Below are 12,598 nucleotides of genomic sequence, written 5' to 3'. Positions count from 1 at the left end.
GATCCGCGGTACGTGCCTGCCCGCTGGGTTCAGCTTATGCGCACACCCCGGAACTCGGCCGAAGGAGCGGATCGGCGCGTCCAATCGATGGATAAAATCTACTGCGCCCAGTCCGTTATTCCAAGCTCTTTGCCTATCCGGGCACCGGCGCGGGAGCCGTAATCCGGTGTTGTCCGGCATAGACATTGAGCGTGGTGCTCCTGCTGAATCCTGCCAGCGTCATGCCGCTGGCTTCCGCCAACTCCACGGCCAGGCTGGAAGGTGCACTGACAGCGGCCAGCACCGGGATGCCGGCGAGGGCAGCCTTCTGCACGAGTTCGAATGAGGCCCTCCCGGAGACCTGCAAGACCGTGCCCGCCAGCGGCAGCAGCCGTTCGCGCAGCGCCCAGCCAACCACTTTGTCCACGGCGTTGTGGCGCCCCACGTCCTCACGCAGGCACAACAGCTCAGTGCCGCCGTCGTCCGTGATCCGGAAGAGACCGGCGGCGTGGACACCTCCCGTAGCGTCGAAGACGGCCTGTGCTGCGCGGAGTTTGTCCGGCAGCCCGGACAGCGTCTGCACAGGGACAGTCAGCGGATCCGCTGCGGGGCTGAAATGCGACGACTTGCGGACGGCGTCGATGGAGTCGGTGCCGCAGATGCCGCACGAGCTTGAGGTGAAGATGTTCCGTCCCCTGTCGGGCAGGACGACGTCGGGCCGCAGCTGGGCTTCCACAACGTTGAAGGTCTGCACGCCGTTCTCGTCCTCGCCGGCGCAAAACCGCAGCGAGACGAGCTGCTCGGGGGCCCAGATGATGCCCTCGGACACCAGGAATCCGGCCACAAGGTCAAAATCGTCTCCGGGCGTCCGCATGGTTACGGTAAAGGGAAGGGACCCCAACCGTATTTCCAGCGGCTCCTCCACCGCCAGCACGTCTTCCCGGTGCCGCACGGGAAATTCACGGGACTGGGGGGAACCGTCCAGGACAAACCTGTGGATCTTGCGGCGTTGCGTCATGCGGGCCACGATGTGCTCCTAACAGTGCGGGATATGACCATCATTGCAAGCCCGGACCGCCTTCACCAGCGGGGACCGATTTAGCCCAGCAGGGCGCTCCAGTCCACGGGACCGTCCGAAGCCGCGGGCTTCCGGGAAGCCTTGCGTGGAGCAGTCTTGGGCTTCGCGGCCGCAGGTTCCGCCTGCTGGATCGGCGCACCCCAGGGCAAGGCGAAGGCGGGCACCGCCTCCCCCAGCTGAACGCCGTGCGGCGGAACCACCAGGACGCCGTCCGCCGCCGCAAGGCCGCGCATCATGCCGGGACCGGTGTGCTGGGCCGGGGATGCCATGCCGTACAGGAGCCTGAACGGCATCAGCCTCGTCCGTCCCGGATCCGGGTCGATCATCGTTCCGCAAGGCACTTCACGGATCGGCGGCAGTGTCCCGTGGCCCAACGCAGCCAACAGCGGCGCACCAACCGTGCAGAGCGCCATCATCGCGGCAAGGGGATTACCGGGCAGCCCAAGGATGAAGCGGCCGTCCGGCAGCTCGGCGAGGACCGCCGGGTGCCCGGGACGCATGGCGATGCCGTCGATCAGCAGGCGGCCGCCGAGTTCCGCGACAGCCCGGCGGAGGTGGTCCGTCCCGGAACGGCCGGTTCCGCCAGTGGTGATGACGACGTCGGCTGGCGCCTCTTCCGCGGCCGGCTCCCCTGTTTCCTGCCGGAGCACTGACCCGTCATCCGGCCCGGTGTCTTCCAGGGCGGCAAGCCATGCGTCATAGTTGTCGCCGATCTTCTCCTGCCCGGCGCTGATGCCACCAAGCATTTCAACCACAGCCCCAAGCTGCGGGCCGAAAGTATCACGGACCTTGCCCGGCGCGGGCAGGCCTGCGGTGACCACCTCCGATCCTGTCAGCAGGAGCTTCACCACGGGTTTCCCCTGGACCCGCAGGGCGTCGTGGCCGGCCAGCGCCGCAAGCGCAAGGTGGGCCGGGTTCAGGACCGTGCCGCTTTTGACCAGGATGTCCCCGGCGGCCGCCTCCTCGCCCGCCTTCCGGATGTGCTCGCCGTTCTTCGGTTCACCGGGCCGTGCGGCCCCGCCGAGGGCCAGGACCGGGAGCCCTTCGTCGTCCGTGGTTATCGTGCCGCTCTCGCTGCGAAGAACAGCCTTCGCCCCGGGCGGAATCAGGCCGCCGGTGACGATGGGGCTGGCCTGGTGGGGTGCGAGCCGATGTCCGGGGTCCGCCAGGATCCAGGGCCCCGTGCCATTGACTGCCCAGCCGTCCATGGCGGACGACGCGTAGTGCGGCATGTCCTGGAGCGCCGTAATATCGGCCGCGAGTGTTCGGCCCAGTGCGGTCCTGAGCGGCACCAACCCGGGCGGAATGGGAGTTGCGCAATCGAAGGACGCCTGCCGGGCCTCCTGCCAGGTGTGTGCCAAATGGCTGTGCCCGGTATCGGCGGACCCGGCTGCCGCGGCAGCGGCGTCCCCCGCTCCGGGTTCGGCGGAGGACCCCCGGGCCCCTCCGCCAGGGCGTGGTTCTGCTGAATCTTCGGTTTCGCCGCGTTCGGGCACGTCGCTGGCGGCGTCACCGCCGTCCGGCGGCGCAGCCGTCATGCGCCGGTGTTCCCAGTGCTGACCGACGGTCCGGGCGCAGCGTCGGTCCGCACCGCACCGGAGCCGACCGGATCAGCCGGGCCAGCTGTGGAATCGGCCGCTGCGTAATCCATTGCCAGCGCCCGTGCCACTCCCAGGGCCGCCTGCATTGAGACCGCGTCCGGCGCCTGCCCCGAGCCCGACGCCATACCCGCCGCGAAGCCAGCGATGAAAGTGGTCAGCGGCGCCGCCGGCCGCACCACCGAATGGGCCGCGACGCCGGCCAGCGCAAGCACTTCATTGACGTCCACCTCGACGTCCTCCAGCTCGAAGGCTTGCAGCAGGGCCCGGCACCAGTCCTCCAGCGTTTCGTCCTGGCTTTTCACTGTTGCCTCCAAACTCAAATTCAGTTGCGGTGCCACTGCACGGTCTCCCACCATCGGTGGATCATGACCCCTGGCGGGACACCCCTAACGCGGTGGCATCGTCCCACGTGTCCACGTCATCCGTGGCGCCGGCAGGGACAGTGACAGCCCGCACGTCAAGCCTAGCAAGGAGGGAGAAGACTGATGCCCCTGTGAGCCCCCCGCCCTTCTCCATTTCGTCCACCGCACGTTCTAGCGCAGCTGTGCCATAAAAGCCGGCAAGCGGCTGTTTGCGTCCATCCGGAGAAACGGCCATGATTCCCTCGGATTCGGTGACATCCCGGCTTTCATTGGCAAGGGCGGCCCGCAGGGCGGCCACGGCCTGGTCCGCTTTGGGCATGTCGCAGGCCAGGATCAGCGTCAACGCTGCCCGGAGGGGGCCTCGCGAGCGGTCAAGGGACGCCAAACCTGCAGCGATCGCCGCAGCAGGTCCCGCGAACACCGGCTCCTCGCGGCATGTCAGAACGCCGGGTGGCAACGCGCCCGGGTCAGGTCCAACCACTACCGTGGCGCCCGCACCGGCGGATGCTGCCAGCGACAGCGCCAGGAGGGTGGCGCCGTCGTACACGAGCTGGGACTTGGGCACGCCGCCCAGGCGCGAGGACCGCCCGCCGGCCAGAATCAAGGCATCAAACTCCACATGGCAAGCCTAGCCCCGGACCCGTGGCCCGGCGCAGACGTGACGCCTCAGGCGGCGGATTCGGGCAGGAGGAACGGGTCCCACGCTGGCGTGGGCTTCTCCAGCTCCTTGATCTGCCAGATGGTGCCGTGCGGAGGCGCCGGTACGAACCGGAGCTTCCAGCCCATCTCGGCCGGCGTGTGGTCACCCTTAACGTTGTTGCACCGCAGGCAGGCGGCCACCAGGTTTTCCCAGGAGTCCGCACCGCCCCGCGATTTCGGGTGGATGTGATCAATGGTGTGTGCTGCCTTACCGCAATAGGCGCAGCGGTGTCCGTCACGGCGCAGCACGCCCCGGCGGCTCACAGCCGTGATTGTGTTGTACCGGGGCCGGATGTAGCGGTTCAGGAGAATCACGGACGGGCGGCCCAGGATCTCCTGCGGCCCAACGACAGGATCGTCGCCTTCGGCCACCACGCTTGCTTTTCCGGTCAGCACAAGAACCAGCGCCCGGCGGAAGGTCACAACCGCCAGCGGTTCATATCCAGCATTAAGAACGAGAGTGCGCATGCACATACCTCTTCACGGCCGCACCCGTCAGGGGCTCGAGGGCCGGCTGCCCTCTGCTTGTCCGGGCTATGGATCGACAACACAAGAGTAAACACTCAAGTGCCCGATCACCGAATCGTGCCTTTACCACACGCTGCGTGTCGGTAAAAATTCACCTGCCGGAAACGCAGAAGAACCCCTGCCAATGGCAGGGGTTCTTCTGGAAATCGCTAACCGGAGGCTTTAGCCGCCAACGCGGATGAAGACCGGGCCGGAGCCGACGTTGACGCTGAACAGGGACGTGGTTCCACCGTTCCAGCCACCGTGCACGGCCTGGCCGTTACCGACGTATACAGCGATGTGGGCCATGCCCATGCCACCGTTTTCGTAGTAGGCGAGGTCGCCCGGCTGTGCCTCGGCTGCACTCACGGTGCGGCCCAGGGACAGGTAACCTGCCGGCCAGCCGTGGTAGTTGATGCCCACAGCAGCAAGCGCGTTCGTGGCCAGGGCGGTGCAGTCCTGGGAAACACCGAGCTGGGCGTAAGCGGCTGCTGCAATGGAGGCACCGTTTCCGCTGGCAGCGGCGGGAGCTGCGGGGGCCGCCGGGGCGGACACGGTTGCCGCAACGGCTGCGGGAGCGGCCTCGGGAGCAGCTTCCTGAACCTCGACGACCGGCTTCGGAGCCTCAACGACCGGAGCCGGGGAGGTGGAAACAGCCGGCTTCTCGAAGGCGATGGCGATGCTGGAAGCGGCCGAGATGTTGGCCGGAGCGGAAGACTGAACTTCCAGGGTGGAAGCGGAGGTTGCTTCGCGCTGAACGTTGGTGTCGGCAGCGTTGGCTGCGATACCGCTCGTCAGGACCAGACCGGAAGCAGCAGCGATAACCGCAGCCTGACGGCCCATGCCACCGGCGTTGTCGCCGACGGCCTTGGCAATGACAGCAAGCGAGTTGGTTTTGGTAACCTCGGCGCGGTGCCGTGCGATGGCACGAGTAGTCATTATTTCTCTCTTTCGTTTTCCTCAGACTGCGTGGCAGGCCGCGGTTTTTGGACGCTCCGGCATCTTGGGGGTAAGCCGGAACGGCCCGAACGGGTTTTTAGCGAAGTACGCGCGCTTCAGCGAAGGGAAGCGCGTGTTTTAGCGAAGCGTGTAGTACGCAGACGTGCCCGTGGCGGACACGGCGTGCAGGATGGTGCCCTGCGACGGGTTCAGCGCGCTGATCATCATGCCGTTGCCGACGTAGATGCCAACGTGGGCGCCGCCGTTTTGCATGACCAGGTCGCCCGGCGCCGGGGTGGCGGTAGGCGTCATGGCGTTCCATGCGTTGGTGCGGGGGATGCTGATGCCGGCCTGGGCGTAGACCCACTGGGTGAAGCCTGAGCAGTCCCAGCCGCTGGGGGTGGTGCCGCCCCAGACGTAGGCACTGCCGATCCCGGTGTAGGCGATCGCGGCGAGGCCCGATGCGGCAGCGGAGGAAACGGCGTCGGCGAGCTTGCCGGCCTTCGCTTCTCCGTCAGCCTCAGTTGAATCTGAACCGGTCGACTGAGCCCGTACGGTTTCAACCTTGGGCGCTGCCTTCGTGGTCACTGCCGGACGCTCGAAGGAAATAGTCGCTGTCGGTTCCGCGGTAACGGCCAGCTGGGCCGACTGTGAGCCGGACTCCGTGGAAGCGGACACTCCCAGGTTGGTATCTGCGGCGTTTGCCGGCATACCAACGCTGAGGATCAGTCCGGACGCGGCTGCGATGACAGCCGCCTGACGACCTACGGTCCCGGCGTTGGCAGTAACAGCCCTGGACACAGAGTTCAACGGGTTCGTACGAACCGTTTGCGCACGGTGGCGCGCAGAATTGTGACGTGTAGACACGAAGGTAGCCTCTCCCAATGCCTACGAGGTGAGCTGTCGGATTCGGATGGGAGTCACCCGGCCACTCGGCTTCCTGAGAAGCTTTGCGACTTAACCCCAAGGTCTTCTTGCGAAGACCAAAATTGGTTCCCCCGCCTCTGCCAGACGATGTAATGCGAACGGACCTTGAGCGGTGGCAGAGTTAGGCAATCCACTCAAGAGCGCCAACTTCGGAAAAGTTGGCGTGCTTTAGACGGTACAGGAATTCCCGGTCAATGTCACATTCAGGTCACGGCATGTCACAGGAATCCGAGAGTGTTCCATCGGCTTGGATCAGAGCCAGCCGGTGGGGTCGACGACTTCGCCGTTGACCATCACTTCAAAATGGAGGTGGCAGCCGGTGGAGGCGCCGGTGGTCCCGCTGAGGGCCACAACGTCGCCACGGCTGACCTTCTGGCCTACCTGGACGTTGGACGAGGACAAGTGGTTGTACGTGGTCTCCAGGCCGTTGCCATGGTCAATCACCACGCGGTTTCCGCCGCCGTAGGGGTGCCACCCGGAGAACGTCACCGTTCCGCTGGCCGCGGCCATAACGCTTGTGCCGCACTGGGCCGCATAGTCCTGCCCGCGGTGGAATTCGCCGGTGCCGCCGGTGATCGGGCTGACCCGAAAGCCGAAGGGGGATGCGGAAACCATCTGCGCCAGCGGTGCCCCGAGGCTTCCGGTGGACGCTGCACGGGTAATGGTGCCGGCGGACTGCGCGCTCAGCAGCTGCTTGAGCTTGCCGTCGGGATCGCCCTTGGTGGCGATATAGGTCCGGTTGAAGTCGATTTTGGCGCCTGCAGCCGCGGAAACCTCAGGCTGCGCCGCTACGGATGCGGCGGCCGCTGACGTGTTTCCTGTGTCCGCGGTGCTCATCATGGGTCCGGTTGACGGGACGGTCACAGTGAGGACCAGCCCTGTGGCGGCCAAGGCAATGCCGGCCTTCTGACCCACACCGCTGGCGGAAGCGAACTCCGTGACCTGGCTGAACAGGCTCCGGCGCCGGCGCGCATCACGATGTGCATCGCGTGGCCTGACCGTCATAACGGCTTCGGCCACGGGGTACTCCGAAGCGGGACCAGTCGCCCTGCGGCGGCCCCTGACGGTCTGCGTGGTCAAGAATTATCCTCTCTGGATAGCCTGCGGAGTTAGCTGTCGGATTCGGGTCAGAGAGATCAAAGACCCGGTCCGCCAATGCAAGGCATCCGGCACAGGGGTATCCCTAAGGATTCCTTCGTCGGAGATGACTTGCCGCTGACGGACTTCACCCCAAGGCCGTCTTTCAACGGCCGGTTGTGGTTCCCCCGCCTCTGCCAGGAGGTGATTCGTACGCTGATCCGCTGGCAGAGCTCGGCTTCGGATCAGGTAACGCTTTAGTATCGGCGCTAGTCCCCAACTATAGGCGATTAATCAGCGCGGTAATAATTCCGTTATCTACGTCTCAGTGAGTTGTAGGTGGTCCTATGATGCGTGCGGTTAGCTGACGGTAACAAACACGTGGGCCGCAACTTCCGGCGGGAGCTCGAGGGCGCCTTCGATTTCAGGCACGCGCACCGAGATGTACTCCCCTACCCGCTCCAGCGCGAGCGTCGCCCCCGGCCGGATTCCGCCTTCATCCAGCTGGACCAGCAGCTCCGGTTCAACCTGGATGGGTTCGGCCAGGCGGCTGACCGTAATGCGCGAGTCGGCCCCGTACCCGGTCATGGCGTCGAGCAGGTTCACCACACCGTCGGTGAACAAGGGGGCAGGCTGGCCGCCAAGCGCCGCCAGGCCGGGAATGGGATTGCCGTAGGGGGAAACGGTGGGGTGGTTCAGGAGTTCGAAGATACGCCGTTCAACGCGCTCGCTCATGACATGTTCCCAGCGGCAGGCTTCGTCGTGGACATACGCCCAGTCAAGGCCGATGACGTCAGCCAGGAGCCGCTCCGCGAGCCTGTGCTTGCGCATGACTTCGGTGGCCCGTTTCCGGCCGGTTTCGGTGAGCTCAAGGTGCCGGTCGCCGGAAACAACCACCAGCCCGTCGCGCTCCATCCGGCCGATGGTCTGCGAAACGGTGGGCCCTGAGTGGCGCAGCCGTTCGGCAATCCGGGCGCGGAGAGCCACGATGTTCTCTTCCTCAAGCTCCAAGATTGTCCGAAGATACATCTCCGTGGTGTCGATCAGATCCGTCATCCAGCTCAGCTCCTCGAGCACAGTCCTTGCGTCAGTCCCACCGTACCGCGCGGAGGCGTTCTCCGTCGGTCTCGTCAAGTGGATCTGCATCCACCGATCAGCCTTGGGAACAGCCCTCCCCGGGGATCAGCCCGGCCGGCGTCGCGGCCCGCTGTACGTCAAGGTCAAGCCTAGCCTATTTTGAATTACTCCGGATAATCCGCCGCCGTACAGCCGGCGCAACGGAAGTCCGCCGACCGCCGGGATGTCTCAGTGACTGGACTATGACGGGTGCCGTTCCGTCCCCCGCAGGCACGTCAGGCAGAATATAGGGGATTCCCCCGGCAGGAACCCGTGTACTGCCGGGCCTCTCCCACGTCCACGCCGAAAAAATTGGAGCCATCGTGAGCGACACCAGCATCACTATCCCCGCCAACCTCCTGCCCAAGGACGGACGGTTCGGCGCCGGGCCTTCAAAGGTCCGCCCGGAGCAGATCGAGGCCCTGTCCGCCGCGTCTGCCACGTTGCTGGGTACCTCCCACCGCCAGGCCCCGGTGAAGAACCTCGTGGGATCGGTCCGCACCGGCCTCAGCGAATTTTTCCGCGCGCCGGAGGGCTACGAGGTTGTTCTTGGCGTGGGTGGCTCCACTGCGTTCTGGGACATCGCGGCGTTCGGCCTGGTGGACAGCAAGGCACAGCACCTTTCCTTCGGCGAGTTCGGCTCCAAGTTCGCCTCCGCCACGAACAAGGCTCCGTTCCTGGACGCCTCCTCCATCCTCAAGGCCGAGCCCGGCACGCGGCCCACGGCCCAGGCAGAAGCGGGCGTGGACGTGTATGCCTGGCCGCAGAACGAGACGTCCACAGGTGTGGCTGCCCCGGTCAAGCGGGTTGCCGGTGCGGATGAGGGATCGCTGGTGCTGGTGGATGCCACGTCCGCCGCAGGCGGCCTGGACGTGGATGTCTCAGAAGCCGACGTTTACTACTTTGCGCCGCAGAAAAACTTCGCCTCCGACGGCGGCCTGTGGCTGGGTCTCTTCTCCCCCGCCGCGCTGGAGCGCGCAGCGAGGATCAAGGAAAGCGGCCGGTGGATCCCGGACTTCCTTGACCTGCAGACCGCCGTTGACAACTCCCGCCTGAACCAGACGTACAACACCCCCGCGCTGGCTACGCTGGTGACGCTGGACGCGCAGGTGCAGTGGCTGAACGCCAGCGGCGGCCTCGATTTTGCCGCTGCCCGCACTGCGGACTCAGCCGGACGCATCTACTCGTGGGCCGAGGCCTCCGAGTACGCCACGCCGTTTGTCACCAAGGCCGAAGACCGCTCAAACGTGATCGCCACGATCGATTTCGACGATTCGATTGATGCCGCGGCCATCGCCAAGGTCCTCCGCGCCAACGGGATTGTGGACACGGAGCCTTACCGCAAGCTGGGGCGCAACCAGCTGCGCATCGCCACCTTCGTTGCGATCGAGCCGGACGACGTCTCCGCCCTCCTGTCCAGCATCGACTACGTAGTGGGCGAACTGCGGAAGTAACGCATCAGCTGACGCTGACCCCGTTAGCGTTCGACGGCGTCGTCCGGGTTTTGCTCCCGGACGGCGCCTTCTTCTTTGCCTTCTTGTCTTTCCGCTTCACCGGTGTGGCCGGACGCGCCGGATACCAGTCGGAAATACCGCATCCCCCGGGCACGTCGGTTGAAGCCCAGCCTCAGCTGCTTTGCCCGGATGATCCACACCATTCCGATCAGTGCGGCCAGCAGCCCGGAAACCGCAGCCACGGACATGGACCAGCGCGGCCCTGCAACGTTGGCCACCCAGCCGACCAGGGGCGCCCCAATGGGGGTTCCGCCCATGAAGATGGCCATGTAGAGGGCCATCACCCGGCCGCGCATGACCGGGTCCGTGGTGGTCTGCACGTAGCCGTTTGCGCTGGTCATCATCGTGATGGCACAGAGGCCCACCGGCACCAGGGCCACGCCGAACCAGAAGTAGCTGGGTGCCAGGGCCGCCAGCCCTGACGTGACGCCGAACGCGCCGGCTGCCCCGAAAATGATCCGCAGCCGTGGCTTGCTTCGCCCGGCGGACAGCAGCGCGCCGGCCACGGAGCCGATGGCCATGATGGAGTTCATCAGCCCGAAGGCACCGGCGTCCAAACCGAACTCCGTACCCACCATGGCCGCGATGAACAGGACAAAGTTCAGGCCGAGGGTGCCCACAATGAAGACGGCCACGAGGACCACCACGATGTCCGGGCGGAACCGCACGTAACGAAGTCCTTCACGGATCCTCCCCTTGCCGGGAGCTGCGCGGGGAAGGAGGCGCAGGGATGAAGCGGGAATCTTCCACAGGCTGAACAGGAGTGCCAGGAACGTGGTGGTGTTGATCAGGAACACCCATCCCGGTCCGACGGCCACCGTCAGCACACCGGCCACCGCGGGTCCGATCATCCTGGCGACGTTGAAGGAGGCGCTGTTGAGTGCCACCGCGTTGGGCAGGTAGTCGTCCCGCACCAGCTCGGAGACGAAGGTCTGCCGCACCGGTGCGTCCAGGGCGGACACAAGGCCCAGGAGCAGGGCAAAAGCGTAGACATGCCACAGCTGCCCGGCACCGAGGACCACCAGCAGGCCCAGCCCGGTGCTCAGCAACGCCATGGTGGACTGGGTCAGCACAAGGAGGTGCCGCCGGTTGAAGCGGTCCGCCACCAGGCCGGCCACGGGCGCCAGGAAGAGCTGCGGCCCCAGCTGCAGGGCCATGGTGATGCCCATGGCCCCCGCGTCATGGTCTGTCAGATGGTCAAAAACCAGCCAGTCCTGGGCGGTGCGCTGCATCCAGGTCCCGATATTGGATATCAGGGCACCAACGAACCAGAGCCGGTAGTTGAGGATATGCAGGGACTTGAAGGTGGACATCATCGCCGGCCTCCGTGTTGCCTGGTCCCCGCTATTTCAGCTGGCTAGTCAGCCTCGCGGAGCGATTGGCCGGCGTCTGATTCCGGGTGGCCGGCGTCGTGGCGGTCGTCGGATTCCTCTTCCGCGCCGCTGTCGGAAACGGTTGCCTCGTCGTCGTCGTCGAAAACGGTTGCCTCGCCCATCAGGTCCGGGGCAGCATCGTCTGCGGCGGCGTCGTCCGCAGCGTCCACGGCGATCCCGTCGACGGCTGCGCCGGCGTCCGCAGTTTCGGCGTCCGCAATTTCATCGTCCTGGGCATCCTCGGGGCGAACCCGTTCTGCCCACGGCACCCATTCCGGCGCAAGGATTGAATCCTCCGAGGGCAGCAGGCCGAGTTCGTTCACCGTGATGACCTTGGAACGTGAGTTGCGTGTGAGCACCGCGTACCACTGCCACCCCTGGTACCCGGCCAGCAGGGACTCAAAGAGATGTGTGACAACACGGTCCCCCTCGGTCTTTGCACCCAGGTGCCGTCCGATCTGCGAGGCCGGGGCGATGCCTTCAACCGCAGTCCGGGCGAAGTCGGCGGCTGCAGCAAGCACGGCATCCGGCTTGCCGGTGCGCCATACGGGGACGCCGGCACGGGGCCTTGCGGCCGGTTTGGGGGCGCCCTGATCAGGTTCGGAAGTCATACGGATGCCTAAGCGTCCAGCTCGTCGGCAACCTTACGGAGGGCGGCGGCAATCGCCTTGGCCTTGTTGCCTTCCGGGTACTTTCCGGCGGACAGCGTTCCGGACAGGTTGTCCAGCACGGTCACCAGATCCTGGACCAGGGGGGCCAGGTCCTTGGCGCTGGGACGCTTTGCCTTGGCGATGGACGGCGTCTTGTCCAGCACGCGCAACCCGAGCGCCTGCGCTCCCTTGCGTCCGTCAGCCACGCCAAACTCCACCCGGGTGCCGGCCTTGAGCTCCGTTACGCCCTCGGGCAGGGCGGATTTGGGCAGGAAGACTTCCTGGCCGTCCTCGCCCGCGAGGAATCCGAAGCCTTTTTCCTTGTCATACCACTTGACCTTGCCGGTAGGCACGTAATCAACCTTCTTCGTTCTGGACTTCCTGTGACACGGCCGGCGGCCACCGCATCCGCATTGTTATGCGGGTTCAGGGTATGACTGCCTGGACCATGTTGGTCTGTATCTTCAAGGTTATCCTGCCGGGACCCGGTTTCCCGCTTTGCGGCACGGGCACAGCCGGGCTGTTAGCGTTACTTCCATGACACCCTCCCGCTACCGGCGGCCACTGATGATAGCTGCGGCGGTCATTGCCGTTTTTTCCCTGGCCGCCGTGGGCGCCGTCATGGCCATTGCCTTTGCCGGCAGCGCAGCCCCGGTGTGGGTGACGTCCTTTGCCTTGTACGGCCTGCCGCTGGCATTCCTCCTGATGATTATCCTGGTGATCGACGGCGTTGCCGCCCGGCGCCGGGCAGGAAAGTCCGGCGGGCGGTAACGTTG

General features: G+C 65.7%; 14 protein-coding genes and 2 riboswitches. Of the genes, 2 read left to right on the top strand and 12 right to left on the bottom strand.

The window, feature by feature from the left end:
- Positions 1–133 precede the first annotated feature (133 nt).
- The 9 genes from fdhD to AC1DRE_RS12530 form a co-directional block, all read right to left on the bottom strand.
- Positions 134–1,006, bottom strand: a complete 873-nt coding sequence (fdhD, locus tag AC1DRE_RS12570) for a formate dehydrogenase accessory sulfurtransferase FdhD (RefSeq protein ID WP_476984950.1) — start codon at positions 1,004–1,006, stop codon at positions 134–136.
- 71 nt (positions 1,007–1,077) lie between these two features.
- Positions 1,078–2,595 carry a molybdopterin molybdotransferase MoeA gene (locus AC1DRE_RS12565; RefSeq protein ID WP_476984949.1) on the bottom strand — a complete coding sequence of 506 codons (1,518 nt, stop codon included), beginning with the start codon at positions 2,593–2,595 and terminating at the stop codon, positions 1,078–1,080.
- On the bottom strand, positions 2,592–2,960 hold the full coding sequence (locus AC1DRE_RS12560) for a DUF6457 domain-containing protein (RefSeq protein WP_476984948.1): 369 nt from the start codon (positions 2,958–2,960) through the stop codon (positions 2,592–2,594). The genes AC1DRE_RS12565 and AC1DRE_RS12560 overlap by 4 nt, the downstream gene beginning before the upstream one ends.
- A 61-nt stretch (positions 2,961–3,021) precedes the next feature.
- Positions 3,022–3,639, bottom strand: a complete 618-nt coding sequence (gene mobA, locus AC1DRE_RS12555) for a molybdenum cofactor guanylyltransferase (RefSeq protein ID WP_476984947.1) — start codon at positions 3,637–3,639, stop codon at positions 3,022–3,024.
- Between the two features lie 47 nt (positions 3,640–3,686).
- Positions 3,687–4,187, bottom strand: coding sequence for an HNH endonuclease (locus AC1DRE_RS12550; protein WP_476984946.1), 501 nt, complete (start codon positions 4,185–4,187; stop codon positions 3,687–3,689).
- A 222-nt stretch (positions 4,188–4,409) separates the two neighbouring features.
- Complete coding sequence (locus tag AC1DRE_RS12545) at positions 4,410–5,165, bottom strand: NlpC/P60 family protein (protein ID WP_476984945.1); 756 nt, start codon at positions 5,163–5,165, stop codon at positions 4,410–4,412.
- 138 nt (positions 5,166–5,303) lie between these two features.
- Positions 5,304–5,966: a C40 family peptidase gene (locus AC1DRE_RS12540; protein WP_476984944.1), complete on the bottom strand. Its 663-nt coding sequence runs from the start codon at positions 5,964–5,966 to the stop codon at positions 5,304–5,306.
- A gap of 70 nt (positions 5,967–6,036) precedes the next feature.
- Positions 6,037–6,214: riboswitch (cyclic di-AMP (ydaO/yuaA leader) on the bottom strand.
- Between the two features lie 130 nt (positions 6,215–6,344).
- On the bottom strand, positions 6,345–7,172 hold the full coding sequence (locus AC1DRE_RS12535) for a M23 family metallopeptidase (protein WP_476984943.1): 828 nt from the start codon (positions 7,170–7,172) through the stop codon (positions 6,345–6,347).
- Positions 7,173–7,175: 3 nt separating this feature from the next.
- Positions 7,176–7,389, bottom strand: a riboswitch (cyclic di-AMP (ydaO/yuaA leader).
- A gap of 140 nt (positions 7,390–7,529) precedes the next feature.
- A complete protein-coding gene (locus AC1DRE_RS12530; protein ID WP_104173688.1) occupies positions 7,530–8,225 on the bottom strand; it encodes an iron-dependent transcriptional repressor DtxR in 696 nt (231 codons plus the stop codon).
- Between the two features lie 383 nt (positions 8,226–8,608).
- Between AC1DRE_RS12530 and serC the strand changes: the two genes are divergently transcribed.
- Complete coding sequence (gene serC / locus AC1DRE_RS12525; RefSeq protein ID WP_476984942.1) at positions 8,609–9,739, top strand: phosphoserine transaminase; 1,131 nt, start codon at positions 8,609–8,611, stop codon at positions 9,737–9,739.
- Between the two features lie 23 nt (positions 9,740–9,762).
- Here the strand turns inward: serC and AC1DRE_RS12520 are convergent, their stop codons facing one another.
- From AC1DRE_RS12520 to AC1DRE_RS12510, 3 genes are read right to left on the bottom strand one after another with little or no spacing between them, the layout of a single operon-like run.
- Entirely contained in the window at positions 9,763–11,112 is a 1,350-nt protein-coding gene (locus tag AC1DRE_RS12520) for an MFS transporter (protein WP_476985063.1), read from the bottom strand.
- Positions 11,113–11,156: 44 nt separating this feature from the next.
- Positions 11,157–11,783, bottom strand: a complete 627-nt coding sequence (locus tag AC1DRE_RS12515) for a DUF3027 domain-containing protein (RefSeq protein ID WP_476984941.1) — start codon at positions 11,781–11,783, stop codon at positions 11,157–11,159.
- Between the two features lie 8 nt (positions 11,784–11,791).
- Positions 11,792–12,175, bottom strand: a complete 384-nt coding sequence (locus AC1DRE_RS12510) for a cold-shock protein (RefSeq protein WP_011690655.1) — start codon at positions 12,173–12,175, stop codon at positions 11,792–11,794.
- 184 nt (positions 12,176–12,359) lie between these two features.
- Here AC1DRE_RS12510 and AC1DRE_RS12505 point away from each other — a divergent pair, with 184 nt between their 5' ends.
- A complete protein-coding gene (locus AC1DRE_RS12505) occupies positions 12,360–12,593 on the top strand; it encodes a hypothetical protein (protein ID WP_476984940.1) in 234 nt (77 codons plus the stop codon).
- The last annotated feature ends 5 nt before the right edge of the window (positions 12,594–12,598 follow it).

Source organism: Arthrobacter sp. P4_H3 (assembly GCF_056400885.1).
Note: the sequence above shows the minus strand (reverse complement) of the source record. Positions and strands in the feature narration are given on the sequence as shown.

Bases quoted from the DNA above. Each gene is read 5' to 3' on its own strand.
- AC1DRE_RS12565 (WP_476984949.1), bottom strand. From the start codon at position 2,595: ATGACGGCTGCGCCGCCGGACGGCGGTGACGCCGCCAGCGACGTGCCC.
- AC1DRE_RS12550 (WP_476984946.1), bottom strand. From the start codon at position 4,187: ATGCGCACTCTCGTTCTTAATGCTGGATATGAACCGCTGGCGGTTGTG.
- AC1DRE_RS12545 (WP_476984945.1), bottom strand. From the start codon at position 5,165: ATGACTACTCGTGCCATCGCACGGCACCGCGCCGAGGTTACCAAAACC.
- AC1DRE_RS12530 (WP_104173688.1), bottom strand. From the start codon at position 8,225: ATGACGGATCTGATCGACACCACGGAGATGTATCTTCGGACAATCTTG.
- AC1DRE_RS12520 (WP_476985063.1), bottom strand. From the start codon at position 11,112: ATGTCCACCTTCAAGTCCCTGCATATCCTCAACTACCGGCTCTGGTTC.
- AC1DRE_RS12515 (WP_476984941.1), bottom strand. From the start codon at position 11,783: ATGACTTCCGAACCTGATCAGGGCGCCCCCAAACCGGCCGCAAGGCCC.
- AC1DRE_RS12505 (WP_476984940.1), top strand. From the start codon at position 12,360: ATGACACCCTCCCGCTACCGGCGGCCACTGATGATAGCTGCGGCGGTC.